25 protein-coding genes are annotated in these 25227 nt (G+C 68.5%); 8 read left to right on the forward strand and 17 right to left on the reverse strand.

Annotation, left to right across the window (positions count from 1 at the left end; all coding sequences use genetic code 11):
- Positions 1–312: 312 nt before the first annotated feature.
- Positions 313–1854 carry an IMP dehydrogenase gene (gene guaB / locus ABZV91_RS26515; protein WP_355247064.1) on the reverse strand — a complete coding sequence of 514 codons (1542 nt, stop codon included), beginning with the start codon at positions 1852–1854 and terminating at the stop codon, positions 313–315.
- Between the two features lie 246 nt (positions 1855–2100).
- Here guaB and ABZV91_RS26520 point away from each other — a divergent pair, with 246 nt between their 5' ends.
- Complete coding sequence (locus ABZV91_RS26520; protein WP_030522220.1) at positions 2101–2514, forward strand: DUF5319 domain-containing protein; 414 nt, start codon at positions 2101–2103, stop codon at positions 2512–2514.
- 156 nt (positions 2515–2670) lie between these two features.
- Here ABZV91_RS26520 and ABZV91_RS26525 read toward each other — a convergent pair whose 3' ends face one another.
- The 3 genes from ABZV91_RS26525 to ABZV91_RS26535 all read right to left on the reverse strand — a co-directional run bounded on the left by ABZV91_RS26525 (position 2671) and on the right by ABZV91_RS26535 (position 5581).
- The gene (locus tag ABZV91_RS26525; protein ID WP_355247067.1) at positions 2671–3870 is read right to left on the reverse strand and encodes an anti-sigma-D factor RsdA; all 1200 of its coding nucleotides are present in this window, start codon (positions 3868–3870) and stop codon (positions 2671–2673) included.
- A complete protein-coding gene (locus tag ABZV91_RS26530; protein WP_039826602.1) occupies positions 3863–4441 on the reverse strand; it encodes a sigma-70 family RNA polymerase sigma factor in 579 nt (192 codons plus the stop codon). The genes ABZV91_RS26525 and ABZV91_RS26530 overlap by 8 nt, the downstream gene beginning before the upstream one ends.
- Positions 4442–4567: 126 nt before the next feature.
- Positions 4568–5581 (reverse strand): hypothetical protein, encoded by a 1014-nt coding sequence (locus ABZV91_RS26535; RefSeq protein ID WP_355247070.1) that lies wholly within the window; start codon positions 5579–5581, stop codon positions 4568–4570.
- A 656-nt stretch (positions 5582–6237) separates the two neighbouring features.
- On the opposite strand from ABZV91_RS26535, the gene ABZV91_RS26540 reads away from it, so the two are divergent.
- A complete protein-coding gene (locus ABZV91_RS26540) occupies positions 6238–6531 on the forward strand; it encodes a WhiB family transcriptional regulator (RefSeq protein WP_030522224.1) in 294 nt (97 codons plus the stop codon).
- 378 nt (positions 6532–6909) lie between these two features.
- The gene (gene sigK, locus ABZV91_RS26545) at positions 6910–7524 is read left to right on the forward strand and encodes an ECF RNA polymerase sigma factor SigK (protein ID WP_355247073.1); all 615 of its coding nucleotides are present in this window, start codon (positions 6910–6912) and stop codon (positions 7522–7524) included.
- Positions 7525–7590: 66 nt separating this feature from the next.
- On the opposite strand, the gene groL is transcribed toward sigK, so the two are convergent.
- On the reverse strand, positions 7591–9198 hold the full coding sequence (gene groL, locus ABZV91_RS26550) for a chaperonin GroEL (protein WP_355247076.1): 1608 nt from the start codon (positions 9196–9198) through the stop codon (positions 7591–7593).
- A 105-nt stretch (positions 9199–9303) separates the two neighbouring features.
- A complete protein-coding gene (gene groES / locus ABZV91_RS26555; protein WP_030522227.1) occupies positions 9304–9606 on the reverse strand; it encodes a co-chaperone GroES in 303 nt (100 codons plus the stop codon).
- A gap of 504 nt (positions 9607–10110) precedes the next feature.
- On the opposite strand from groES, the gene ABZV91_RS26560 reads away from it, so the two are divergent.
- Positions 10111–11670: an Hsp70 family protein gene (locus ABZV91_RS26560; RefSeq protein ID WP_355247078.1), complete on the forward strand. Its 1560-nt coding sequence runs from the start codon at positions 10111–10113 to the stop codon at positions 11668–11670.
- A gap of 416 nt (positions 11671–12086) precedes the next feature.
- Here the strand turns inward: ABZV91_RS26560 and tsaD are convergent, their stop codons facing one another.
- Genes tsaD through ABZV91_RS26595 form a run of 7 tightly spaced genes read right to left on the reverse strand, consistent with a single transcriptional unit; the run spans position 12087 to position 18649 of the window.
- Positions 12087–13130: a tRNA (adenosine(37)-N6)-threonylcarbamoyltransferase complex transferase subunit TsaD gene (tsaD, locus tag ABZV91_RS26565; RefSeq protein ID WP_355247081.1), complete on the reverse strand. Its 1044-nt coding sequence runs from the start codon at positions 13128–13130 to the stop codon at positions 12087–12089.
- A complete protein-coding gene (gene rimI, locus ABZV91_RS26570; RefSeq protein ID WP_355247085.1) occupies positions 13127–13654 on the reverse strand; it encodes a ribosomal protein S18-alanine N-acetyltransferase in 528 nt (175 codons plus the stop codon). Before rimI ends, tsaD begins: the two co-directional genes overlap by 4 nt.
- A 2-nt stretch (positions 13655–13656) precedes the next feature.
- A complete protein-coding gene (gene tsaB, locus ABZV91_RS26575; RefSeq protein WP_355247088.1) occupies positions 13657–14364 on the reverse strand; it encodes a tRNA (adenosine(37)-N6)-threonylcarbamoyltransferase complex dimerization subunit type 1 TsaB in 708 nt (235 codons plus the stop codon).
- Positions 14365–14419: 55 nt separating this feature from the next.
- Entirely contained in the window at positions 14420–14917 is a 498-nt protein-coding gene (gene tsaE / locus ABZV91_RS26580; protein WP_355247091.1) for a tRNA (adenosine(37)-N6)-threonylcarbamoyltransferase complex ATPase subunit type 1 TsaE, read from the reverse strand.
- Complete coding sequence (locus ABZV91_RS26585) at positions 14910–15989, reverse strand: alpha/beta hydrolase (RefSeq protein WP_355247093.1); 1080 nt, start codon at positions 15987–15989, stop codon at positions 14910–14912. The genes tsaE and ABZV91_RS26585 overlap by 8 nt, the downstream gene beginning before the upstream one ends.
- Positions 15986–17134 carry an alanine racemase gene (gene alr / locus ABZV91_RS26590; RefSeq protein ID WP_355247096.1) on the reverse strand — a complete coding sequence of 383 codons (1149 nt, stop codon included), beginning with the start codon at positions 17132–17134 and terminating at the stop codon, positions 15986–15988. The genes ABZV91_RS26585 and alr overlap by 4 nt, the downstream gene beginning before the upstream one ends.
- Before the next feature lie 51 nt (positions 17135–17185).
- The gene (locus ABZV91_RS26595; protein ID WP_355247099.1) at positions 17186–18649 is read right to left on the reverse strand and encodes an NAD(P)H-hydrate dehydratase; all 1464 of its coding nucleotides are present in this window, start codon (positions 18647–18649) and stop codon (positions 17186–17188) included.
- Between the two features lie 57 nt (positions 18650–18706).
- Between ABZV91_RS26595 and ABZV91_RS26600 the strand changes: the two genes are divergently transcribed.
- On the forward strand, positions 18707–19111 hold the full coding sequence (locus ABZV91_RS26600) for a cupredoxin domain-containing protein (protein ID WP_355247102.1): 405 nt from the start codon (positions 18707–18709) through the stop codon (positions 19109–19111).
- Positions 19112–19146: 35 nt separating this feature from the next.
- Here ABZV91_RS26600 and glmS read toward each other — a convergent pair whose 3' ends face one another.
- Entirely contained in the window at positions 19147–21030 is a 1884-nt protein-coding gene (glmS, locus tag ABZV91_RS26605) for a glutamine--fructose-6-phosphate transaminase (isomerizing) (protein WP_355247104.1), read from the reverse strand.
- 36 nt (positions 21031–21066) lie between these two features.
- Between glmS and ABZV91_RS26610 the strand changes: the two genes are divergently transcribed.
- Positions 21067–21951, forward strand: coding sequence for a hypothetical protein (locus ABZV91_RS26610; RefSeq protein WP_355247107.1), 885 nt, complete (start codon positions 21067–21069; stop codon positions 21949–21951).
- Between the two features lie 35 nt (positions 21952–21986).
- Here ABZV91_RS26610 and ABZV91_RS26615 read toward each other — a convergent pair whose 3' ends face one another.
- Together ABZV91_RS26615 and ABZV91_RS26620 are read right to left on the reverse strand one after the other, a co-directional pair.
- Entirely contained in the window at positions 21987–22508 is a 522-nt protein-coding gene (locus tag ABZV91_RS26615; protein WP_355247109.1) for a GNAT family N-acetyltransferase, read from the reverse strand.
- A gap of 9 nt (positions 22509–22517) precedes the next feature.
- Positions 22518–23897 (reverse strand): hypothetical protein, encoded by a 1380-nt coding sequence (locus ABZV91_RS26620; RefSeq protein WP_355247112.1) that lies wholly within the window; start codon positions 23895–23897, stop codon positions 22518–22520.
- A 244-nt stretch (positions 23898–24141) separates the two neighbouring features.
- Between ABZV91_RS26620 and ABZV91_RS26625 the strand changes: the two genes are divergently transcribed.
- Together ABZV91_RS26625 and ABZV91_RS26630 are read left to right on the forward strand one after the other, a co-directional pair.
- A complete protein-coding gene (locus ABZV91_RS26625) occupies positions 24142–24405 on the forward strand; it encodes a hypothetical protein (protein ID WP_355247115.1) in 264 nt (87 codons plus the stop codon).
- A gap of 98 nt (positions 24406–24503) precedes the next feature.
- A complete protein-coding gene (locus ABZV91_RS26630) occupies positions 24504–24698 on the forward strand; it encodes a hypothetical protein (protein ID WP_355247117.1) in 195 nt (64 codons plus the stop codon).
- 15 nt (positions 24699–24713) lie between these two features.
- Here ABZV91_RS26630 and ABZV91_RS26635 read toward each other — a convergent pair whose 3' ends face one another.
- Positions 24714–25160 carry a hypothetical protein gene (locus ABZV91_RS26635; RefSeq protein ID WP_355247120.1) on the reverse strand — a complete coding sequence of 149 codons (447 nt, stop codon included), beginning with the start codon at positions 25158–25160 and terminating at the stop codon, positions 24714–24716.
- Positions 25161–25227: the final 67 nt, after the last annotated feature.

Consider the following 25227-nt stretch of genomic DNA (forward strand, 5'->3'; position numbering starts at 1 on the left):
AGACTTGCGCTTCGCGCGGCGCTTTCGAGGCCGAAACGGCGAGACGGGCCTCAACCCTTGGAGGTGTCTCGTAAGACTCGACGCATGCGGGGTGCATCGGCATTCGAGGTCCGGGTCGGCATGCGGACGCGGGGGAACACCGGGACGCGCCGACCCTCGGAAACGTCTGAGGGTTGACCGGCACAACTGTTGCGGCGGCAGCGAAGCATTCGTCCGCTGTCGAATCGATCCGTGCGGATCGCAAACCAGGTCCCTGTGGTCGCAGCTGTGGGTCGAGGGCGCTTACCGTCGGTGCGCGCCCTCGACCGAGCCTCACCTACCGGTGTAGTTGGGCGCCTCGACGGTCATCGTGATGTCGTGCGGGTGGCTTTCCTTCAGCCCCGCGGCGGTGATCTGGACGAACTGCGCTTCCTGCAGATCGGTGATCGACTGGGCACCGGTGTAGCCCATAGCGGCACGCAGGCCACCGACCAGCTGATGGATCACCTGGTTGACCGGGCCACGGAAGGGCACCCGGCCCTCGATGCCCTCCGGAACGAGCTTGTCCTCGGCCAGGACGTCGTCTTGGAAGTACCGGTCCTTGGAGAAGGACTTCGCCTGCCCGCGGCCCTGCATGGCGCCGAGCGAGCCCATTCCGCGGTAGCTCTTGAACTGCTTACCGCCGACCAGGATCAGTTCGCCCGGGGATTCGGCGGTACCGGCCAGCAGCGAACCGAGCATCACGGTGGAGGCGCCCGCGGCGATGGCCTTGGCGATATCGCCGGAGAACTGGATACCACCGTCGGCGATGACCGGGACCCCGGCCGGCTTACAGGCGGATACGGCCTCGAGGATGGCGGTGATCTGCGGTGCGCCGACACCGGCGACCACGCGAGTGGTGCAGATGGAGCCCGGCCCGACACCCACCTTCACCGCGTCGGCGCCCGCTTCGACCAGTGCCGCGGCACCGGCGCGGGTGGCGATATTGCCGCCGATGACCTGAATCCGGTCACCGACCTCGGCCTTCACCTTGCTCACCATGCTCAGCACCTGACGCTGGTGTCCGTGCGCGGTATCGACCACCAGCACATCGGCACCGGCGTCGGCCAGGGTCATGGCGCGCGACCAGGCGTCGTCACCGACACCGACCGCGGCACCCACCAGCAGCCGGCCGTCGCGGTCCTTGGTCGCGTCGGGGAACTGATCGGTCTTGACGAAGTCCTTCACGGTGATGAGCCCGCGCAGCCGGCCCTCGCCGTCCACGATCGGCAGCTTCTCCACCTTGTGCCGGCGCAGCAGCCCGAGCGCGGCCTCGGCGGTGACACCCTCCTGGGCGGTGATGAGCGGCACCTTGGTCATCACATCGGCGACGCGCCGGTTCTGGTCGACCTCGAAGCGCATATCGCGGTTGGTGATGATGCCCACCAGCGCGCCGGTCTCGTCGACCACCGGCAGCCCGGAGATACGGAACCGGGCGCACATGGCGTCGACCTCGGCCAGCGTGTCGGTGGGGCGGCAGGTCACCGGATCGGTGACCATCCCCGCCTCGGACCGTTTGACGGTTTCCACCTGGCTCGCCTGGTCGGCGACCGACAGATTGCGATGCAACACACCCATGCCACCGGCCCGGGCCATGGCGATGGCCATCCGGGCTTCGGTGACGGTGTCCATGGCGGAGCTGACCAGCGGGGTCCGCAGGCGGATCTCCCGGGTCAGCCGACTGGATGTCTCGACCGAGCTGGGGATCAGATCCGAAGCGGCGGGGAGCAGCAGTACATCGTCGAAGGTGAGGCCGAGCATGGCGATCTTGTTCGGATCGTCACCACCCGTATGAGGGCGGACTACGGTGCGCTCGCCCGGTACGGGATTACTCATTCGGATCGACCCCTCCTGGACGTCGGCAGAGCTACCGGGGTGCGGCGACCCGATAGCGAACTGTTACTGGGATTGGACTACGGCACCGGTTCTGTTCTGACCGGTGGTGGCCGGGTTATCGGTACTCGTCGGCGCCGTGTCACCATGGTATCGGTCCGCCTGGACCACGGATCAACTGAGGGCATCGCCGAAACTGACGGCGCGGACGGCTGGCGCAGACCACCCTGTTCTGCGTACCGTGGGGATGTGCGTGACCATCTACCACCTGGCTTGCCGCCGGATCCGTTCGCCGGAGACCCCGCCGACCCGTCCGCCGCGCTCGATGCCATCGAGCCGGGGGAACCGCTGGATCCTCATGAGCGCCTTGCGGTCGAGGAGGATCTCGCCGATCTCGCAGTCTACGAGGCACTACTGGCGCACCGCGGTATCCGCGGGCTGGTGGTGAGCTGCGAGGATTGTCGGCAGGATCACTATCACGACTGGGATATGCTGCGCGCGAATTTGTTACAGCTCCTCGTCGACGGCACGGTCCGCCCGCACGAGCCCGCCTACGACCCGACTCCGGAAGCCTACGTCACCTGGGATTACTGTCGCGGATACGCGGATGCTTCGATGAACGAGGCGTTCCACGGCGACGGGTTCGACGCCTTCGACAGTTGACTTCGGAGTAGCCGGCTCGCCGGCAGGATCGGCCGTATCAGGCGGCCGATCGATTTTTCATGGCTACGCATGGTTCCCGGCACTCACACCTACCGTGGCCGAACACACCGATGGCCATCCACAGTTCCCAGTGGATGGCCATCGGTGTGTCGGCGTTCAGTTGGCGGCGCCCCCCGGCAGCGGCACCGTGGTCGGAATTTGCTGGGGAACAGACGGGGCCGGCACGACGGTCTGCGGAACCGGCAGGGTGGACGGCTCGGCCGGGCCGGGTGTGCTGATCGTGGACGGCGGCACCGGCGTGGACGGCTCCACCGAGTCCACACCCGGTCCGTTCGGCGTGGTGGTACCCGGAACGCCCGGGACGGTAGTGCCGTCCGGGGCGATATCCGGGGCCTGCGTGTCCGGCGCCGGGGTGTCGGGAGTGTGGGTACCGGGCGCCTGTGTGTCCGGACGCTCGGTGCCGGGTCCCGGCCGATCCGGCGCCTGGATGTCCGGAGCACTCGGCTTGTCACCGCCGCCGGGGCCACTCGGCCGATCGGACGGCGATTCGCTTCCCGGCCCCGGAGCGGTGGTCACCGTGCTACCGGGCCGTTCCGTGGTCCCACCGGGACGCGACGGCTGCACCGGCGCGCTCGGATCGGGCGACGGAGCGATCTGCTCGAGCTGCGCGGCGACGTCCGGCGGTATCACCTTCCGGACCTCCTCGAACAGCTGATTCCAGCGTTCGACGAGTTCGTTGCGCTTGGCCGGGTCGTCGACCTGGGTCGTATTGGCCGAAGCCTGCTCGAGCCTTTCCCGCGCCTCGTCCGGCCTGCCCTGGTCGAGCAGGGTCTGCGCGGCGGCCAGATCGTCACCGGCGTACTGCACCACGGTGCTCTGGGCCTGCTCGCTGAACACCACCTCTTTGACCCGCCACAGCGCGTCGCCGGGTTCGGCCTGATATGAGAACGCGGAAAGCCCACCGAATACGAGTGCCAGCGCGGCAGCGGTCGTCGCGATCGGGCGGAGCAGCCGCAAGCGGCCTCCCGATTGCGCGCTGATCCGCGCCTGCCGGGCACCGATCTCCTGGTTGACCGCCGCGACCACCGTATCGAGGTCGGGCGCGTCCGGTAGCGGCGGCGCCACGATCTCGGCCCGCCAATCCGCCAGCAATGTCGCCAGCTGGAGTTCCTCGGCGCTCTCGGTGGGGACGGGTCCGCCACGGGCGATAGCGTCGATCAGTTCGTCGTCACGACGAACCGCCACGATATCCACCGGTTCGGATCCGGCACCGGAGCCCTCGGCATAGGGATCGGTGTTCCGCGATGCACGCCGCGCCCATTTGTCGCCCCGACCGCGCCCGCCATCCCTAGCCATACATTTCACCTGCCCTCGCCACTTGTGCCTTCAATTTTGCGAGCGCCCTGTGCTGGGCGACCCGAATCGCACCCGCCGTACTGCCCACGGCGGTTGCGGTTTCTTCTGCTGACAGACCCATGACCAGGCGCAGGATCAAGATCTCTCGATGCTTCTCCGGAAGGGTGGCCAGCAGGGTGTTCATCTGCCGGCTGGTTTCCGATTCGAGAGCTCGTTGCTCCGGGCCGTGGTCGGTGGATATGACATCTGGTACTTCGGCCATCGCCTCCGCCTTGTTACGGGAGGCGTTGCGATGGGCGTCGGCAACCTTGTGCGATGCGATTCCGTATACGAAGGCCATGAACGGCCTACCCTGGTCCTGATACCTGGGTAGCGCGGTCATGACCGCTAGACAGACCTCCTGCGCGACATCGTCCGCGGAGAGTTGTCCACGCTCCGCGACACCGATCCGCGCGCGGCAATAGCGCATCACCAGCGGGCGGACCATTTCCAGTACCTGAGCTAGAGCAGACCTGTCGCCCTGCGCAGCGGCGGCGACGGCGCGGTCCAACTCTTCGCCCGTGTGCGTCATCGTCAGCGGAATTCCTGGCGTTACAAAGTGGCACGGTCTGTGATGACCGGTGCTTCCGCCGGTCCAGCGGAACGGGTCCACAATAGGACACCGGCGGCGCTGCGGGTCGAGACGGTGGAAATCGGGTTACCCAGGCGCATCCCGAAATCGCCCGCCACGCCGGGAGATGAGCGTCCGACACGCCTCCGCGTCGGCTGTCGCCGTGTCGCGGGCGCCCGGCCCGGCGGCCAGGCCACCGCGCAGCATGGCGCAGGCCCACCGCAGGGGAATCGAGCCGGAGGCACCGCACTCCCCATCGATACGGTCCGCCAGTGCGACGGCGCGGGCGATCTGCCCCGTGGCGCTCGCGGCCGCGGCGACCAGCAAGCGCGATTTGATCCGATGCCGGACCGAGGGGCCCTGCTCGGCCAGTGCGAGGGCGGCCTCCGCCGCGGCCAGCGCCGGCGCGCCGCGGCCGTCGGCCAGAGCGGTCTCGGCGCGGACCCAGTGCCACCGCACCCGGGCCCGCGACCGCGCGGGGGCCTCGGCATCGGGTGAGCCGTATCCAGGCGCCGGGCGATCCAGCAGTGTGGTGCAGCGATCCAGCAGCCGGGTCGCCAGAGCGGTCCGGCCGACGCCCAGCGCATCGGCCGCCAGACCGATCAACGCGTCGGCCGCGGCGTCTATCGGGTCGGGCCGGCGGCCGTAGTCACCCAGTTCCGCCGCCGCGGCTTCCGCCGGGTACCCGGCACGATTCCCGCGGGCGCCCGCGGCATCGGCGCCGGGTAGGCGCCCCGAAGCGGAAGCCTTCGGTTGCGTCGCGGCCGCGGCCACAGCCACCGACGGCAGCACGAGTGCGGCGGCCCGGCCGTCGCACGCGGCGGCCCCCGTGTGCCAGCCGAGCTGACGCAGTAGCGAACCCTGGGTCGAGGCGGCGAGTGAGAGCAACACCGGATCGGCGGTCGCCGCGGACAGGCGGCGCAGCGCCGCACGGGCGGCGGCGTAGTGACCCCCGCCACCCAGCGCGACCGCTCGCCACCACATTTCGAGGGGTTCGGCCGGTTCCGGCAACTCGGCAGCGGTTCGACCCGTTCGCGCACCGAACGCGGCGTGGACGGCTGGGCAGGAATCGGATTCGAGGCGAGTGCCGGGGACGATCACCGATGCACTGTACCGGGCACCGGATCCACCATCGGGCGTACCGCACGAACAGCGGTGACGAATCGGCTACCCAGCTATCTTTCAGCACAGATCCGATCAACAGTGTTTCCATCAGGTAAATCTCCGCCCATCAATCCATGAGCGACCGCGCATCGAATTCGAGGACGTTTCACTTAATTAACCCGGAGGCCCCTCACCGGCCATCTGTGATCGGATCGAGATCGGGGCACCGCAACCCATCCGGTCGCGGCACGGGACGAAATTCGACCCGGGCCTGTCGGGCACGGGCGAAAGAGTCGCGCCCACCTGCGAATACGCCGACCAGCGGGAAGGCCGGGAGCGCCGACAACAGGTCAACCACACAGTATCACCGGGCGATTAGCGAAAGTAAACAGCCAGCGCGGTTAAATTCAGCGCGCAAAGAATCGATAATTCAGGGCGCCAAACTGTTGACGGAATTTCCTCGGTACCCCTAACCTAACTCATCGCCACGGACGGCGCCGGACGAAAACGCAACGGATGCCGACGGCAGCGGTGCACAACGGCCGACGCATGTGGCCCCGCGCGTTCGCCCGAGCGCTCGGGCACCGCCGGAGAAGTTGTACTCATCACTCGCTCGACAATGCCGACGAGCTCGCGTCTACGAGGAGTTCCCCATGCCCATGCCCACCCACCTTCCCGGACCGAACGCCGATGTCTGGGACTGGCAGATGCGCGGTTCCTGCCGGGGTGTGGACTCGGCGGTGTTCTTCCATCCCGACGGAGAACGCGGCAGAGCGCGGGCAGCACGCGAGCTGCGCGCAAAGGAGATCTGCCGGTCATGCCCCGTGCTGATGCAGTGCCGTTCGCACGCGCTGAAGGTCAGCGAGCCCTACGGCATCTGGGGCGGAATGTCGGAAACCGAACGGGAGATGCACGCCCGGCGCAACCGGCGCCGAATGGCGGTCTGATGGGTCACCGCCGGGCGTAACCCCTTCCGCGGCTCGCGCGCGACCGCCGCGCACACGGAGTTACGCGCGCCGGGCGCACCGCCACCCGCGGCCGCACACTGCCGGCAGTATGACCGCCGGGCGTAATTCACAATGCGCGCATAGGCGCAGGGGAAGCGGACGCCCGGCAACGGGCCGGCGAGTCGCCCGTCCGCGGTCGCGCCCAGCCGGAGGCAGGGCGGAGGCACGCGCCACGACCCGGCCGCTACGGCCCGTCCACGAACCGCGGACGGCGACTGCGCAGGTAGCGGCCCCGCGTCCGCGCCGGCGGCGCGACACCGCGTTTTCTGCGGGGCCGCATACGCTCTCGGTTATAGCTTGCGGTTATTGTTATGACCGATGACACAGGAGAGTATCGAGCTCTCAGCGCTCTTGCAGCGCTGCGGCCACTCGGATGCCGAGGCTTTCGCCGAACTCTACGACCGGACCCGCACCCGGGTCTTCGGTCTGGTGTTGCGTGTCCTACAGGATTCCGGGTTCGCCGAGGAGACCACCCAAGAGGTCTACCTGCAGACATGGCGTACGGCGGCGAGTTTCGATCCGTCGCGCGGCTCCGCGGTGACCTGGCTGATGACCCTGGCCCATCGCCGCGCGGTCGACCGGGTGCGCGCCGAGCAGGCCCACACCCAACGCGAGATCGCCTACGGAGCCCGGGTACTCGGACACGAATACGACGAGGTCATCGAAGAGGTCGAGCGCAAACTCGACCATCAGGCCGTGATCGTCGGACTGCGCACCCTGACCGAGACCCAGCGGGAAGCGATTTCGCTCGCCTACTACGACGGCCGGACCTACGCCGAGGTGGCCCGTCATCTCGATATCGGGCTACCGACCGTCAAATCCCGTATCCGCGATGGTCTGACCAGGCTGAAGAAGAGCATGGGGGTCCCGGCCTCACTCGGCGACCGGCGACCGATACGAGAACGGGCCGTTCACATTCCACAACGGATGTGAACGGCCCGTTCCGATTCGGCGGCCGTTTCCCACCGGGCCGGCGGGAAACGGCGAACCGGACCGCGATCAGTGGGCGTGGCCGTGCCCGTGGTCGTCTTCCTCGTCGGCGGGCTTGTCCACCACGGCACTCTCGGTGGTCAGCACCATCCGGGCCACCGACGCGGCGTTGATCACGGCCGACCGGGTCACCTTGACCGGGTCCACGACACCGTCGGTGAGCAGGTCGCCGTAGGTGAGGGTGGCGGCATTGAAGCCCTCCTTGCCCTCGCCGACCTTGCTGACGACGACGGCACCGTCGACACCGGCGTTGGTGGCGATCCAGTACAGCGGCGCCCGCAGCGCACCGCGCAGCACCTCGGCACCGACCGCCTCGTCGCCGGCCAGGCCGGCGATCAGCCCGTCGAGCTTGGCGCCCGCCTGGACCAGCGCGGTACCGCCGCCGGGCACGATGCCCTCCTCGACCGCCGCCTTCGCCGCGCTGACCGCGTCCTCGACCCGGTACTTACGCTCCTTGAGCGCAGTCTCGGTGGCCGCGCCGACCTGGATCACCGCGACGCCACCGGCCAGTTTGGCCAGCCGCTCTTCCAGCTTCTCCCGGTCCCAGTCGGAATCGGTGGCCTCGATCTCGCGGCGCAGCTGGGCGCTGCGGGCGGCGATATCGTCGCCGCTGCCCGCGCCGTCGATGATGGTGGTGGTGTCCTTGGTGACCACCACGCGCCGCGCCGAACCCAGCACGTCCAGACCGGAGTCACGCAGGTTGATGCCCAGGTCCGGGTTGACTACCGTGCCCGCGGTGACCACGGCCAGATCGTCGAGGAACGCCTTGCGGCGGTCACCGAAGAACGGCGCCTTGACCGCTACGGCCTTGAGGGTCTTGCGGATCGAGTTGACGACCAGGGTGGACAGCGCCTCGCCCTCGACGTCCTCGGCGATGATCAGCACCGGCTTACCGGATTCGGCGATCTTCTCCAGCAGCGGCAGCAGGTCGGGCAGCGAGCTGATCTTCTCGCGGTGCAGCAGCACCAGCGCGTCCTCCAGCACCGCTTCCTGGCTGTCGGCGTCGGTGATGAAGTACGGCGAGAGGTAACCCTTGTCGAACTGCACGCCCTCGGTGACGACGAGCTCGGTCTGCAGGGTCGAGGACTCCTCGACGGTGACCACACCGTCCTTGCCGACCGTGGTCAGCGCCTTGCCGACCATCGCGCCGATGACCTCGTCCCGCGAGGAGACGGTGGCGACCTGGGCGATGGCCTGTTCACCGCTGACCGGGGTGGCGGCGGCCAGCAGGGCCTCCGATACGGCGTCGGCGGCCTTGGCCAGACCCGAACCGATGGCGATCGGGTTGGCGCCCGCCGCGATGTTCTTCAGTCCGCCACGCACCAGGGCCTGGGCCAGCACGGTCGCGGTGGTGGTGCCGTCGCCGGCGACATCGTTGGTCTTGGTGGCGACGCTCTTGACCAGCTGGGCGCCGAGGTTCTCGAACGGGTCCTCGAGATCGATATCACGCGCGATGGTGACACCGTCGTTGGTGACGGTGGGGCCGCCGAACGATTTGGCCAGCACCACATGCCGGCCCCGCGGGCCGAGAGTGACCTTGACCGCATCGGCGAGCTTGTCGACACCGCGCTCCAGCGCCCGGCGAGCCTGCTCGTCGAACTGGATCTGCTTTGCCATATGTCTTCGCTCCTGTATCTGGTGCGCTTCGAGTTGTGTGGCACAACGCACTCCGCCCCGGGGTCACCGTGCGACACCGGGGCGGAACGCATGCGCGGCAGTGGATTACTTGCCGACGACAGCCAGCACGTCGCGCGCGGACAGGATCAGGTATTCCTCACCCTGGTACTTGATCTCGGTACCGCCGTACTTGCTGTAGATGACGGTGTCGCCCTCCTGGACATCCAGCGGGATGCGCTTCTCACCTTCGTCGTCCCACCGGCCGGGGCCGACGGCGACAACGGTGCCCTCCTGCGGCTTCTCCTTGGCCGTATCGGGAATGACCAGGCCGGAGGCGGTCGTCGTCTCGGCCTCGTTGGCCTGGACGAGGATCTTGTCCTCGAGCGGCTTGATGTTCACGCTCGCCACGTTGAGCCCTCCACTTTCAGGGGATAACGGTCGTCCGGAACTGTTGTCCCGGACCATCGATTCGGTCACGATGCTGACCCTGCGCACAGCCCCGTCGTCGCGGGTGCCGGGACCGCCTGCTCAGTGGTCAAGCCTGGCACCGGGCAACAATCGGTGCCGACTAGCACTCTATACATGAGAGTGCCAGCGCTCAAGGGCAGGCGCTGCCAATACAGGACCGATTGGAAACGATTCGGTCTCGCTGTCACCAAGACGCCATCCGCCGTGCCCGCTGGTCGCCGGGTTGAGAGCACGAAAGCCGGGTAGACCGAAGGAAAGAGGACTTCCCAATAATTCTCCGACTCTGTAACGTTCGGATAACAGATCGTGACACCATGTGTGATGGTTGTTCGCGAAACCACCGTTCACCGCAGACGACGGCGGTTTCGCGAACACCTTTCGGCGTGCCCGGACCTCACCATCCGGCACGACCGCCGAGTCCACTCGAAGGGAGGTGAAGAGAGTATGCGCACATCGCTCGGCATCTCCGCCGGCAACGAAGTCGTGTGCTCCGCCCTGGTCACCACCGCGGCCAACGGCGCCCGTACCTTCGACTACCGAGTGGTCTCCGCGGACGCGCATTCCGATCTGGGGGATCTGGTCGCCTCCTCCATCGAGTTGATGACCACTCAGCTGCCCGCCAGCCACTCACACGAGGCGGTTTTCGGCACCCAGCTGCCCGCGACGCAGACCTCCGGGCTCGACGTGATGGCCGACCGCCCGCCCACCGGTGTCGCGGTCGCCTACCGGAGCAAGGAGCAGGCGCACGCCATCCGGCTCGCCACCGGCAAACAGCGCGAGCCGCAATTGGTTCCGGAGACCACCGCGGCGCTCACCTTCCTGCGTGACACCGGCCTGCTGGACCGGTACGCCACGGTGGCCGTGGTGGACCTGGGCGCCTCCGGCTGTACCGTCTCGGTGGCCGACCCGGCCGACGGCACCGTGCTGCACACCGCGCGGTCCGGCACGGTCAGCGGCCGCGCCGTCGACGATCTGCTGTACCGGCACCTGGTCGATCAGCACTACGCCCGGCGCGGCACCCGCCCCAATCGCAGTGTGCTGGTGAACCGGGCCCGCACCGCCAAGGAACATCTGTCGGTGACCCAGGCCGTCACCATCGACCACATCGCCGGCAAACCGCTCAAACTCACCCGCGACGATTTCGAATCGCTCACCGCCGGCGTATGGCGCGAGATGGCGCGGTTCGCGTCGATGACCTTCGGTCTGGCCGATCGCGCCCCGGAAGCGGTGGTGGTGATCGGCGGCGGCGCGAACATCCCGGCGGTCCTGGAAGCCCTGCGCGACGACCTGAGGCTTCCGGTGCTGACGGTGCCGGACCCGGACGCCGTGATCGCGAAAGGCGCTGCGCTACTCGCCGATACCGCCCGCTCCGCCGCGCCGATCGGCGCCCTGACGCCGGACAAGTCCGGTAACACCCTGCTCAAGGCGTTCGGCACGGTGGCCGGCGCCATCGTGGTGGTGGGGTTGATCGTGGGGTACGGCGTGAACACCATGGCCCCGAGTTCGGACGAAGAGGTCTCCCCCGCCGGTACCACCAGCAGCGCTCAGCTGCCCACCACCGCCACCATCGCTCCCACGACCACCACCGTGGTGCCCGGCACCACCGAGGAGGTTCCCCAGCAGCCGGTCGAGGAGCCCGCCGATGCCGCGGAGCCGAATACGACGCTCGCCGAGCCTCCGGTGACCGGCGACCCCGGCACCGACGCGTACCCGTCGACGGACGAGGTCCCCTCCACCTCCGGCGAACCGTCCACGAGCACTACGCCGAGCACCGAGCCGTCCCCGCCCACCCTGCGGCCGGATCCGAACCTGCCGCATATTCCGTTCCCGGAGGGGATGACTCCGGGCACGCAGGTCCCGCCGCCCGCACCGGGTGAGTCGCCGACGGATCAGCCGTCCACCTCGGATATGCCGCCCCCGTCCGGATCACGGGAAACCCAGACCACCCTGGAGGTTCCGCCTCCCCGGCCTCCTCGACTGCCCAATTCGGGATCGGCGGGATAGCGGTCCACCGCTACCCGGTATCCATACGCGATATCACCGGACCCAGGGATGACGCGGGCGACGCCGGCCCGGGCCGGCGGGCGACCCGGATTCGTACACACGGCGCTGTCGTCGTCCCCGGGTCTCCGATCCGGACGAGGGCCCTGCGGCCGGCCGTCTTCGCGCCGACGACACCGACCCTGGCGCGCCGCGACCCGGATCGGGGAACTTCTGTTTTCCCCGGTGCGGCCAGGTGTCGGCCGTCGAGGGCCCGGTGAACCGGCGGACTCGTGGACCGATCCTGGTGGACCGTGTGTATGAGGAACGCAGCGAAAGGCATCCGGCCGCGGTTCCTCCTCGCGGCAGTCTCTCGGTCGCGGCCCGCCGACATGTTCCCGGTCACTTCGGGCCGCCGGCCGGCGGCTGCCGGGGTCGGGTCAGCCCACCTGGCTGACCGAGACCGGCAGCCCGGGGTCGGAGGCCACCGACAGCGACGACGGTGCCGCGCCGCCGCCGATCACATGTGCGCCCAGCGCCGCGATCATCACGCCGTTGTCGGTGCACAACCGGGGCTTCGGGATACGCAGCGTCAAACCGGCCGCGGCGCACCGTTCCTGGGCCAGCGAGCGGATCCGCGTATTGGCGGTCGCGCCGCCGCCCAGTACCAGAGTGTCCACGCCCACATCGCGGGCCGCGCGCACCGCCTTCATGGTGAGCACATCGGCGACCGCCTCCTGGAACGAGGCCGCGATATCGGGAATCGGCAGCTGTTCCGGCCCGACGCCCTGACGGGCCTGCGCTTCCACGTAGCGTGCGACCGCGGTCTTCAATCCGGAGAACGAGAAGTCGTAGCGCGGGTCCCGCGGTCCGGTCATACCGCGCGGGAAGGCGATCGCCGCCGGGTCACCGGTGACCGCGGCCGCGTCCAGCGCGGGACCGCCCGGATAGCCGAGACCCAGTAGCCGGGCGACCTTGTCGAACGCCTCACCGGCGGCATCGTCGACCGTACTGCCCAATTCGATCAGCGGCTTCGACAGATCCTCGACGTGCAGGAGATGGGTATGGCCGCCGGAGACCAGCAGTGCCACACAGGGCGGCATGGGGCCGTGTTCGAGTGTGTCCACCGCCACGTGCCCGCCGAGATGGTTCAACGCGTAGAACGGGATATCCCAGGCCGCCGCATAGGCTTTGGCCGCCGCCACCCCGACCAGGAGCGCACCGGCCAGACCGGGACCGATCGTCACCGCCAGGGCGTCGGGCGCGGTGATCCCCGCCGCCGCGAGCGCGCGCCGCATGGCGGGCACAATGGCCTCGAGATGGGCCCGCGAGGCGATCTCGGGCACCACACCGCCGAACCGGGCATGCTCGGCCACACTCGAGGCGACCTCGTCGGCCAGGAGCTCACAGCTGCCGTCGGGGCGACGGCGCACGATACCCACCCCGGTCTCGTCGCAGGAGCTCTCGATGCCCATGACGATCACGACAACACCCCGTCCGGGGTTCGGGCGCCGAAGACCACCGGCACGTCCTCCAGCGCGGGACGGCGCATCGTGTACGCGTCGGCGCCGCTGGGGTGGTAGTAGTTCTTGCGCAGGCCGATGATGTGGAAGCCGTGTTTGGCGTACATGGAGATCGCGGCGGTGTTGTCGGTGCGCACCTCGAGGAACACCGGCCCGCCTCGCCGCCCGGCCTCGGTGAGCAGGGCCTCCAGCAGCAGCGTGCCGATACCGGCCCGGTGACAGGTCGGATCCACCCCGATGGTGTGCACCTCGGCCTCCGGGTGCTGGGCGTCACCGAGCAGCGCGATTCCCGCGTAGCCCACCATGTTCCCGGCGTCGTCGCGGGCGGTGATGTAGCGGTTGTAGCCCGCGGCCAGCTCGGAGCGGAACGCCACGGCCTGCCACGGATCGTCTTCCGGGAACAGCAACTGTTCCAATTCCACGCAGCCCGCGATATCGGTCGGCTCCATGGGTTCGATACGAATTCCCGTGGTACGAACTCCCATTGTCACGCTCCCATCCGGTCGAGAGTGCGGTAGCTGCGTTCGACCGCGTCGGGGCGGCGCAAATACAGCGGGACCAGCGGTTCGGGGGTCACGCCCGACCACAGCGCGCCCGCCGCCACCCGCACGAGCGCGGCGGGCGAGGGCGTCTGCACGGCCAGTGCGGGAAGTGCGAACAGCGCGGTGTGCGCAGCCGATCCGGTGATCTTGGTCGCGCCGGCCACCGGCAGTTCGCCGGGTTTGCACACCTCGGGTCCGGCGATCCGGGTGCGGCCGCGGTCGCGATAGCGCGCTGCGTAGACCTCCCGGCGGCGCGCATCGGTGACCACGAGCAGTTCGTCGTCGGGCCCGAGTTCGGGCGCGCAAGCGGCTGCGATGGCGTCCAGACTGCACACACCATGTACCGGGACACCCAGCGCGTCACCGAACGCGGCGGCGGTGGCCATCCCGACTCGTAGCCCGGTGAACGGCCCCGGGCCGATACCGGTGACGACGGCTCCGATCTCGGTACGCGACACCCCGGCCTCGGTCAGGCATTCCAGGATCTGCGGGGTGAGCGCTTCGGCGTGGGCGCGGGCGTCGACGAGTACCCGGGCGGCAAGAGTGCGCGATGGGGCGGCGTCCGAGGTGTTCGCACCGGCGGCCACCTGCTCCAGTTCGACGAGTCCCGCCGTGACGGCAGGCGTCGCGGTGTCGACAGCAAGTGCAAGCATGGTCTGGTCAACGATACCGGGTGACCCGCTTCACACGGCGGTGGCGCACGGCGCCTCAGCTGCCCGGTTGCCGATCTCGCGCGGCCTGCGGCGCCGCTCCGGTGTGTACCCACTCCCAAGACGCCGTGCGGACTTCGGTTTCCGGCTCCCGCGACATCCGAACCAGCAGATGCCGACCGGTGAGCCGCTCCGCCATTCCACTGCCCCACTCGACCACCACGACGGCGTCGTCGAGTTCGGTGTCCAGATCGAGTGCGTCGAGTTCGTCGAGGCTGCCGCCGAGCCGGTAGGCGTCGACATGGACCAGCGGCACCGGCGGCCCGTCGGCGCGCTCACCCGCCGGATGCCGGCGCGCGATGACGAAGGTCGGCGAACTCACCCGCCCGCCGACCCCGAGGCCTGCGGCGATACCGCGGGTCAGGGCTGTTTTGCCGGCCCCCAGGGGCCCGTCCAGCACCACCAGATCACCGGCCCGCAGTCCGGCGGCCAGTTCCCGCCCGAGTGCCTCGGTATCGGTGACCTCCGGCAACAGGCGCTCGCCGCGATCAGCCACCGGTGGCCTCCCACCGGTCGTCCTCGCCGACCACACCGGCCCGCGCCAGCAGCCGGTCCAGCGCGGCGTTGGTCTCCTCCGGGTACTGCAGTTGCGGCATATGCGCCGCCTCCGGGAGCCGGACGAGTTCGCACTCGGCCAATTCCCGTGCCAGCACACGGGAATTGCGGAACGGGATGACGAGGTCCCGGGTGCCCCCGAGGACGAGCGTCGGGGTGTCGCGCAGCACCGGCAGGGCCGCCGCCTCGTCGTGCAGTTCGATGGCCTTCAGGAACTTCACCACGGTTTCCACCGGTGTGCGATCGATCATCATGGTGGTGAATCGCGACAGCGTCGGACTCACCGGCCCATGGAACGAACTCACGTGCAGGATCGGTGTGATCACGTGGCGGGCGGTGACCCGTCCGGCCTGTACCAGCGCCGGAGCGGTGTGCACGGCCAGCCGGAATCCGTCGATCGCGGGATTGCGCAGCAACTGCCCGATACCGGAGGAGGCGACCTCTGCCGCCGCGGTGGACAACAGCGCGACACCGCGCACCCGCTGCCCGAACAGACCACCGGCATGGGCCGCCGCGGCGAGCACCGCCATCCCGCCCAGTGAATGCCCGACCAGGATCAACGGCCCACGCGGTGCCCGCGCGTCGATCACCGTGAGCAGGTCGCGGCCGAGTTGGGAGACGGTACAGCTGTCGGTTGCCGGTGTCCCCGAGCGGCCGTGGCCGCGCTGATCGAACAGCACCAGCCGCAACCGCGAACCCCAGCGTTGCGCCAGGTGGCGACGCTGGAAATGGAACGACTCCATGCTGTTGCAGAAACCGTGCACGAAAACGACTGTGGCGTCGGCGTCGCCGGAACCCCACTCACGGGTGGCCAGGCACACACCGTCGTCGGCGAGTACCTCGCCGGCATGGTCGAGATCGATCAGGGCGAAGTTCTCGTCCCGGTACTCGTCGCGGACCGGCGGCCACAGCACCCTCGCCCCGGCCCGGCGCAGCGCGTGCACACCGGCCATGGCGCCGACCACACCGGCGGTGGCCAACCCACCGCGCAACAGGGTCGTTCCTCGTTTCATCGGGTACCCCCTCGATACCGCCGGTGTACCCGGCCCCGGGGCGCGCACACTACTTCGTAGTGGATCGTACCGAGCAGATCGGCCCAGTCCTGGGCCGTCGGCTCGCCGCGAGAGCCCGAACCGAACAGGATCGCGGTATCGCCTTCCGCCACGCCCTCGGCATTGTCGCCCAGGTCCACCACCAGCTGGTCCATGCACACCCGGCCGCGATTGGGCCGGTTGCGTCCGCCGACCCAGACCTGCATCCGCCCGCCCAGCGGCCGGAACACACCGTCGGCGTAGCCGGCGGGAATCAAGGCGACGGTGGTGTCGGCCGGGGCGATCCATTCGTGTCCGTAGGACACACCCTCGCCCTCCGGGACGTGTTTGACCAGCGCCACTTCGGCCTGGAAGGTCATCGCTGGCCGCAGATCGAATTCGCCGATATCGGGGACGGGGGTGAGCCCGTAGACGGCGATACCGGGGCGGACCATATCGAAGGCCAGGTCGGGCCGGGTCAGGGTGGCCGCGGAATTGGCCAGGTGCACGAGTTCGGGTTCCAGACCGTATTCCTTGGCCGCGGCGATGGCGTCGAGGAACCGGTCACGTTGCAGGTCGATGGTCGGATGATAGGGCTCGTCGGCGTGCGCGAGATGGGAGAAGATCGCCCGGAAGCGCACCACCTCCTCGTCGACGAGTTTCCGCAGGGCGGCGAGAACCACCGGATAGACCCCCTGCTCGATCCCGTTGCGATTGAGCCCGGTGTCGACCTTCAGACTCACCACAGCCTGTTCGCCCAGCTCGCGGGCGGCCGCGGCCACGGCGTCCAACTGCTCCGCGGAGGAGATACCGATCTCGATATCGGCCGCGACCGCCGCGGTGTAATCCGCGTCACAGATATTGAGCCAGCACAGGATCGGCGCTTCGATTCCGGCCACACGCAATGTGACCGCCTCGGCGACCGTGGTGACCCCCAGCTCGGCCGCGCCGGCGGCCAGCGCCGTCCGGGCGACCTCGACGGCGCCGTGGTTGTAGCCGTCTGCCTTGACGACCACCATCACCGCGGCGTCGCCTGCGTGCGCACGCAGTACTCCGACGTTGTGTGCGATGGCGTCCAGATCGACGACTGCTTCCACTTGACCGTTCACACCTGCCGATACTGCCATCCCGGCGCGCGGACCCGACGGCGGCCACCCACCGCCCCGGGCAGGCGAGTCTCAGGTGGTCAGTGCGCGCAGGGTCGCGATGGCCGCGGGGATATGACGCAGCAGCGGCGTCGCCGAGACGGGTGCGGCGGTACCACCCGGGGTGTCGTGGGCGGCGAGCCCCGCGGCGAGTGCGTGCACGCGGGCCGCGGCGGCCGCGGCCGGAACCGGATCGCGACCTGCGGCGAGCAGCGCTCCGATCACCCCGGAGAGCACGTCCCCGGCCCCGGCGGTGGCGGCCCAGGAACCGCCGGCCTCGTTGACCAGCACCTGCCGACCGGGGGCGGCGACCAGCGTCGCCCGGCCTTTCAACAGCACGGTGACCTGCCACGATTCGGCGAAATCCCGGACCGCGGCCACCCGGTCGGGTGCCGGCTCCGCGCCGGTGAGCCGGCGGAACTCACCGGCGTGCGGGGTCAGCACGGTGGGGGCCCGGCGGCCCCGGACCAGTCCGGGCTCCTGCGCCAGCAACGTCAGACCGTCGGCGTCGACCACTACGGGAAGGTCGGTGGCCAGGATCTCGGCGAGCCGGTCGCGGGCGGCCCGATCGGTCCCGGAGCCGGGCCCGAACACCCAGGACTGCACCCGGCCCGCGTCCGCCGGATCGGATACCGCGATCACCTCCGGATATCGCGCGAGCACGGCGGTGGCGGCGGTACCCACGTAGCGCACCATTCCCGATGTCGCGGCCACCGCCGCACCCGTACAGAGCACGGCCGCTCCCGGATAGGTCGCGCTGCCGGCCTGCACACCGGTGACCCCCTGCGTGTACTTGTCGTCCGCGGCCGTGGGCACCGGCCAGTCCGCGCCCACCGCCGCGGGATCCAACGCGGCGAGTCCGGGTTCGGGTAGCTGTAAACCGATGGGCACCAGCTCGATCCGGCCGCACCGGTCCGCGGCCAGCGCGTGCACCGGTTTACGCGCGCCGAAGGTGACCGTGACGGCCGCCCGGACCGCGGGACCCGATACCGCCCCGGTATCCGGGTCGACGCCACTGGGCAGATCGGCCGCGATGATCGGGACATTCACCTGCGCAACGAGTCTCGCCGCCTCCGGGCGCAGCGGACCGTGGCCGGAGATACCGACGATTCCATCGATCACCAGATCCGCGCCGGCGATTTCCCGCACCGCCGCGACCGGATCGGTACACACCCGTCCCCCGGCGCGGCGCAGCGCCGCCAGCCCGGCCGCGTGCGCCCGCGCCGGATTCAGCAGTACCGCCGTCACCGCGACGCCCCGCCGGCGCAATGTCATACCCGCCCACAGCGCGTCGCCGCCGTTGTCACCCGAGCCCACCAGCAGGGCCACCGTCCGCCCCGCGACTCCGCCACTGCGCGCCCGCAGCTCGGCCGCGACCACTGTGGCCAGGCCGTACGCGGCGCGGCGCATGGGCACCCCGTCGAGAACTCTGGTGAACAATTCGGCCTCGGCGAGGCGCACCTCGTCGACGGTGTAGTAGCCGAGCGGCTGGGTCACCGAACACACCTCCGTGATCGGACGGGCAGCGATGCCAGCAGACTACGCTTGACCTCCATGTCCCGACCTCACCGCGCCGTACTCGTCCCGGCTGCCGGATTCGCCCTCGTCACGGCCCTGCTGTCCGGCTGCGGCGCCGGCGATTCGACGGACGAGGCTCCGAAAAGCGCTGCCTCCGGCGAACCTTCGCGCCATGATTCGAAGGCCACCGTCACGGTGGAGGTGGAAGAGGACCGCTTCTCGCCGGCCGATATCACCATCTCCGCCGGCGATACGGTGTCCTGGCATTTCGACGGCGACCTCCCGCACGGTGTCCAGGGCATCGGGGACAAGGCGATGAGCATCAACAGCCCGCTGTTCGAGGTGGGCGATTGGAGCCACACCTTCACCCAGCCGGGTGAGTACCGCTACCTGTGCCCGATCCACCCGGATATGCGCGGGACGATCACTGTCGAGGAATAGTCAGGGGGTAACGGGCGAACCCGTTACCCCCTCGGCTATTCCACGGTGACGGATTTCGCCAGGTTCCGGGGTTTGTCCACGTCGTAGCCGCGGGTCTGCGCCACCTCGGCGGCGAAGATCTGCAACGGGACCGTCGACAGCAGCGGCTGGTAGAGGGTCGGGGCGGACGGTATCTCGATCAGGTCGTCGGCGAACGGGCGCACGAGATCGTCGCCCTCCTCGGCGATCACGATCGTGCGCGCGCCGCGGGCCTGGATCTCGCGGATATTGCTCAGCAGTTTGGAATGCAGCACCCCGCGCCCCTTGGGCGAGGGCATCACCACGATCACCGGCAGCCCGCCTTCGATCAGGGCGATCGGGCCGTGCTTGAGCTCACCCGCGGCGAAACCCTCCGCGTGCATGTACGCCAGCTCCTTGAGCTTGAGCGCACCCTCGAGCGCCACCGGGTATCCGACATGGCGACCGAGGAACAGGATGGTGCGCTCACGCGCCAGCTCCCGGGCGATCGCCCGTACCTGCGGCGCCGTTTCCAGCACCCGATCCACCAACTTCGGCATGGCCTCCAGTTCGGCGAACTCGCGGGCCACCTCGTCGGGGTACTTGGTGCCGCGCGCCTGCGCCAACGCCAGCCCGACCAGCAGGTTCGCCGTCACCTGCGCGAGGAACGCCTTGGTGGAGGCCACCCCGATCTCCGGCCCGGCCCGGGTGTAGAGCACCGCGTCGGATTCACGCGGGATCTGCGCGCCGTTGGTATTGCAGACCGCCAGCACCCGGGCCTTCTGGCTCTTCGCGTGCCGGACGGCTTCCAATGTGTCGGCCGTCTCACCGGACTGGGAGACCGCGACCACCAGCGTCGAGCGGTCCAGCACCGGATCCCGGTAACGGAACTCGCTGGCCAGCTCCACCTCCACCGGCAGCCGGGTCCAGTGTTCGATGGCGTACTTGGCGACCAGGCCGGAGTGGTAGGCGCTACCGCAGGCCACCACGAAAACCTTCTCCACATCGCGCAACTCCTGATCGGAGAGGCGCTGCTCGTCCAGCACGATCCGGCCGTCCCGGCCCGGGGTCTGGTCGAAGTGACCGATGAGCGTATCGGCGACCGCGCCGGGCTGCTCGTCGATCTCCTTGAGCATGAAGTAGTCGTGGCCGCCCTTCTCGGCGGCGGCCAGATCCCAGTCGATGGTGAACGGCCGGGTACTCACCCCGTCCGTGGAACCGTCGAAGTCGGTGACGCGGTAGCCGTCGGCGGTGATCACCACGGCCTGCCCCTCACCGAGTTCGACCGCCTCGCGGGTGTGCTCGATGAACGCGGTCAGATCGGAGGCGATGAACATCTCGTTCTCGCCCACCCCGACGACCAGCGGCGTCGAATGCCGCGCCGCGATGATCTTTCCCGGATGGTCGGCGTGTGTGAACACCAGCGTGAACGCACCCTCGAGCCGCCGGAGTACCGAAAGCGTGCTGGCCTCGAAATCGCCCGCGGTCGGCCCCTCGGCGTAGGCCCGGGCGACCAGGTGCACGGCGACCTCGGTATCGGTCTCGCTGCGCAGTTCGACACCGGCATCCTCGAGTTCCCGCCGCAGCTGGGCGAAGTTCTCGATGATGCCGTTGTGCACGACCGCGACCTTGCCGCTCACATCCTGGTGCGGATGGGCGTTGCGGTCGGTCGGCGCGCCGTGGGTGGCCCACCGCGTATGCCCCATACCGGTGGTACCGGCGAACTCGTCCGGGCCCGCGGTGTCCAATGCCGCTTCCAGGTTGCTCAGCCGCCCGGCACGCCGCTCGACCGCCACGCCACCGGCGCCGTCGAGAATCGCCACGCCCGCCGAGTCGTAACCTCGGTACTCCATGCGGCGCAAGGCAGCGACGACGACGCCCAACGCGTCCCGGTACCCGACGTACCCCACGATTCCGCACATGGCTCCCCAGCCTACTTATCGGCTAACGTTCTCGTCGTGTCGGCGTCTGTGAAATCACTTCTAAGCACTCTGACCAGCCGCGGCCCGCATCGGGTGCTCCGCGGCAATCTTGCCATCGCGGGGCAGCCCGGGGTGGTGTACACGCCCGAGACCGGCCGCGATCTACCCGCGGTCGCGTTCGGCCACGGCTGGCTGAGCGGTGCCGGCAACTACCGCACACTGCTCGAACACCTCGCCTCGTGGGGCATCGTGGCGGCCGCCCCCGATACCGAGCGCGGCCCGGTGCCCTCCCATCTCAACCTCGCCACCGACCTGCTCACCACCCTCGATATCTGCACCGGGGTCCGGCTGGGCGACGGCACCCTCACCGTGCACCCCGAACGCCTCGCGCTGGCCGGCCACGGGATGGGCGCGGGCGCGGCCGTCCTCGCCGCCGCCCAGCGCCGGGTGGCCGCGGTGGCTCCCCTCTTCCCGGCGCCCACCGCCCCCGCCGCCACCTCGCTGGCCGGTGAGCTCGACGCCCCGGCCCTGATCCTGGCCGGTGTGAGCGATATCGATTCGACGATCTCCGACGCGGTCCCCCTCGCCGCCGCCTGGGGTGGTCCGGTGATCCTGCGCACTCTCGACGGCGCGGGCCACAACGGCCTCGCCGAGGGACGCCGCCTGCTGGCCGCACTCGGTGGCGGCAAGCACGAGGAAAAGACGTCCCGCGCCACCCGCGCCCTGCTCACCGGGTACCTGCTGCACACCCTGCTCGGCGACAAAACCTACAAACCGCTCGCCGACCCGGAGACCTCGATCAAGCACACCCACGTGATCGATCCGGCGGCCGCCCTGCTGGAGCAGGAAGAGAGCCGGCGGGCGGCGGCGACCCCGGACCCGGCGGCGGTGGGCAAGCTGGTCCGGTCGCTGCGCAAGTAACACGCACCGGAACCGAGCTCTCCGCGCAGCCCCTATCAGCTGTTCCCGTCATCAGCTGAAATCAGCGACTTCAGATACGCTCGGTTGCCTGGTTTGTCGCGATAGATGCCGAAGCCGGCAGTCCGCCGATAGCCACTGTCTTCGTACAGCGCATGGGCGGCATGCTGTTTGCTCCCCGTGTCGAGAATGACGGCGCGATAGCCATCCGCGCGCGCATCCCGTTCCAGCCGAGACAACAGGACGCGGGCAATGCCCCGGCGCCGGACATGGGCCGCAACGAACATGCGCTTGATCTCGGCCGTGACGCCGTTTGCCTCATCATGATGGCGGCGATAGCCGCCGCATCCGACCGGAACACCATCAAGGTAGGCGACGATGAACCGACCCCGGCGTTCGCGTGCGAACTCGTCGGGTGAAAGAGGTGACTGGTCAGCATGACCGTAGAGGGCTTCATTGGTTCGATTCGCGGCCTCGATCATTTCAGTGGCCGCTGGTGAGTTGAAGGACTCGGTGCACAGGTCTACCACGGCGGGCGCGGCAGTCGAACGGTCTTCCATACTGCCTGACTAGCAGACTCCGGTCCGTTGTAGCGACGTGGCCTTGTCGATCAGCTCACGGACAGCGATAACCCTGGAGTGGGGTCGCAGTTCGGTTAACACCGAGTCGAAAAGCTCGCGGCACCGCGCAGATCCAACCCGCGACAGGAGCGGAAGCACTTGCTCTGCCTGATGGCAGACCATTTCCAGACTGCCCGCCCCGCTGGTGCCGGGCATATGAGCCAGAGCGAGCGACAATCCATAGAGGACTTTGTCGCGTGTTGCCTCGTCACCGACACGGGACAGACCCTCGGCGAGGTGAATCTCAGCACGATTTCTGTCGCCGAGGAGCAAGTAGCACCTTCCCGCTTCGCTGCTCAGCACAGCGGAGGTCATCCAGTACACCCATTGCGGGTCCTGCTCGTCGGTTGCGGTCTCGAGAGATTCGAATGCCCGATCCAGGGAGCGTGCTGTGTCGGTGGGCATGTTGGCCGCAGCGAAGGCTCGAGCTCGGCGCATTGCGAGTAGTGCGCGCACCCGAGGTGGCATCGGCTGTTTGACTTCGATGAGGGTGTTCATGATCGAGACGGCATCGCCGGAGCGATCACGCCAAGCCTGTTGCTGGGCTATACAGCTGAGAATGAGCGCCCCCAATGCGCGGTCTCCCGCAGCAGCCGCAGCTCGCAGACCTACCAGATACATACGCTGCGCAAGGCCGTTGTCGCCGAGATCGAACGCCAGCCAACCGACCATTTGCGCCATTTGCCCGGCCACGGAGAAAAGTCGCCGGGCAAGCGTTGTGGCGAGGGAGCAATTTCGTAGTATCTCGGATACTTGTCCCAAGCGCGACTCGACCGCGCGCTTCAGCAATCGCCCACCATGACCGTCATCCAGTCGGCGCAGCTCGGCGAGATCGCGCTCGAGGTAGTCGACGAACTCGGAGGACACGCTCGAAGTCCCGGTTGGAACCGTATTCGGCAGCGGATGATGGCCGAACGCCCAAAAGGGTGCGATCGCGGTGAGTTCGGAACCCGACACCGGGAAATAGATTGGGCCGCCTTCCCCGGAACACCCCGCCTTACCCAGCAGCTTCACCGTGCCGGCGGGCGTCCAGTGGTCTGCACACACGTCTATCACCGTGGGTTGCCACACCACTGTGGGTACACGGCCGGGCCACAACTGGTCGACCGTCACAATCTCTCCCCGGGCCTCGGTCAGCACTCCCGCCACGACAGCCGGCAGCGGATCACGCGGAATCGTCCCACGGTCACGCCACGCGAAGGGAGTCTTGGCGTGGACGCGCCGGTCCGCAGGTACCAGTCGGTTGATTCTTCGCGCCAGCTCATATGGAGACCACCCGACCTCTTCGAGGATTCGTCGCAGTTCAATATTCGGCTCTTTCCCACCCATTGCCGAAACACTAGTCCAAGCAGCGCGTTTCGGCGGCCAGGTCGGAGAATTAGACAAAATACTACAACGCCGACGGCGAATTCGGCGATTTGCGACAGCCGTTGTCATGGGTTTATCGACCGCTTTCGCCTGTACTCATATCGACCGCTTTCGCCTGTACTCATATCGATCGCAGCGCCCTGGACAAAGTGGTCCGCGCAGAATCCGCCCCATCACAACGTCTCCCACAACAACGAGGTCACCCATGACAGAGACGCCCCCGCTGCCTACTCGCGTGCCGTACAACCGGGCCATGGCCGCCACCCTTCAGATCTGGCACAACCGCGACCGTGGGCTCATGGAACGGATCGGCGCCGGACTCCGGGCGCTCGACCACCCCGCCGGCTGTAGATCCGAAGAGCCCATGCGTGGTTACGCGCACGCACACCAGGTGATGGATGTGCACGCATACCACCGCTGCCCTCGCTACGACCTGGCGGTCAGCTATACACAGCAGGCGCGACCGTGACGGCACTGCGGCGAACCGTCGTGTTGTGCCGACCGGATACGCCCGGTCGCGAAATCCACCGGCTGGCGGACCGCTATGGGCTCGAAGTCGTCTAGACCGTGTTCACCGACATAGAATCATCCCAGCTCACCGCACTGATTGCCATACAGCACATTATCGAGAACAACGCTGAGGTGTTGGTGATCCCGCACCTTACCGCGCCGTGGATCGCAGGCATACGGCATTGGGCGGCTGTTCGCGCTGCGGCGCGGATCATCGGCTCCGATGGCCCGGTCGAAGAATCGACACGATGAGCTGTCCGGCAGCACCTACCGGTCCGACGCGCGACCTCGACTCCGGATATCGCAGCGGCGGACTTTTACGGTATTCGGCACGCCGTCGTGTCCCGGCGCGCGTCCTGACATCACATCACCCCAGCCGGGCCACGCCCCGTCACGACCGCGAATCTCCACCAGCCCGAAGACCAGGCTCCCGACACTCGCATGCACCCATTTCCGCAGCAGAATCCAGTTCCCTCCGATGATGGCGAACGGTATCGGCAGCAGCACATAGCTGTACGTTCTCGGTATTCCCAGCGCCACCACCAGCACGCCCAGCACAACAGCCGGACCGAACAGCAGGATGAAGTCGATCAACGCGGCACCCATCGACCGCAGCTTGCGTGGTGACGGATACCGCCTGTCTCCATCGGACCCGTGGTATCCCGGTAGGAAGGCAGGCGTACTCGTCAACCCGAAGGTATCCCCCGAACTCATCGGACGATGATGGCACACCGGGTGGCCGGAGTCGCTCTCGACGGGATCGGTCGTACCGGAATTGATC

It is taken from the genome of Nocardia sp. NPDC004568, from assembly GCF_040609955.1.
GTDB lineage: Bacteria > Actinomycetota > Actinomycetes > Mycobacteriales > Mycobacteriaceae > Nocardia.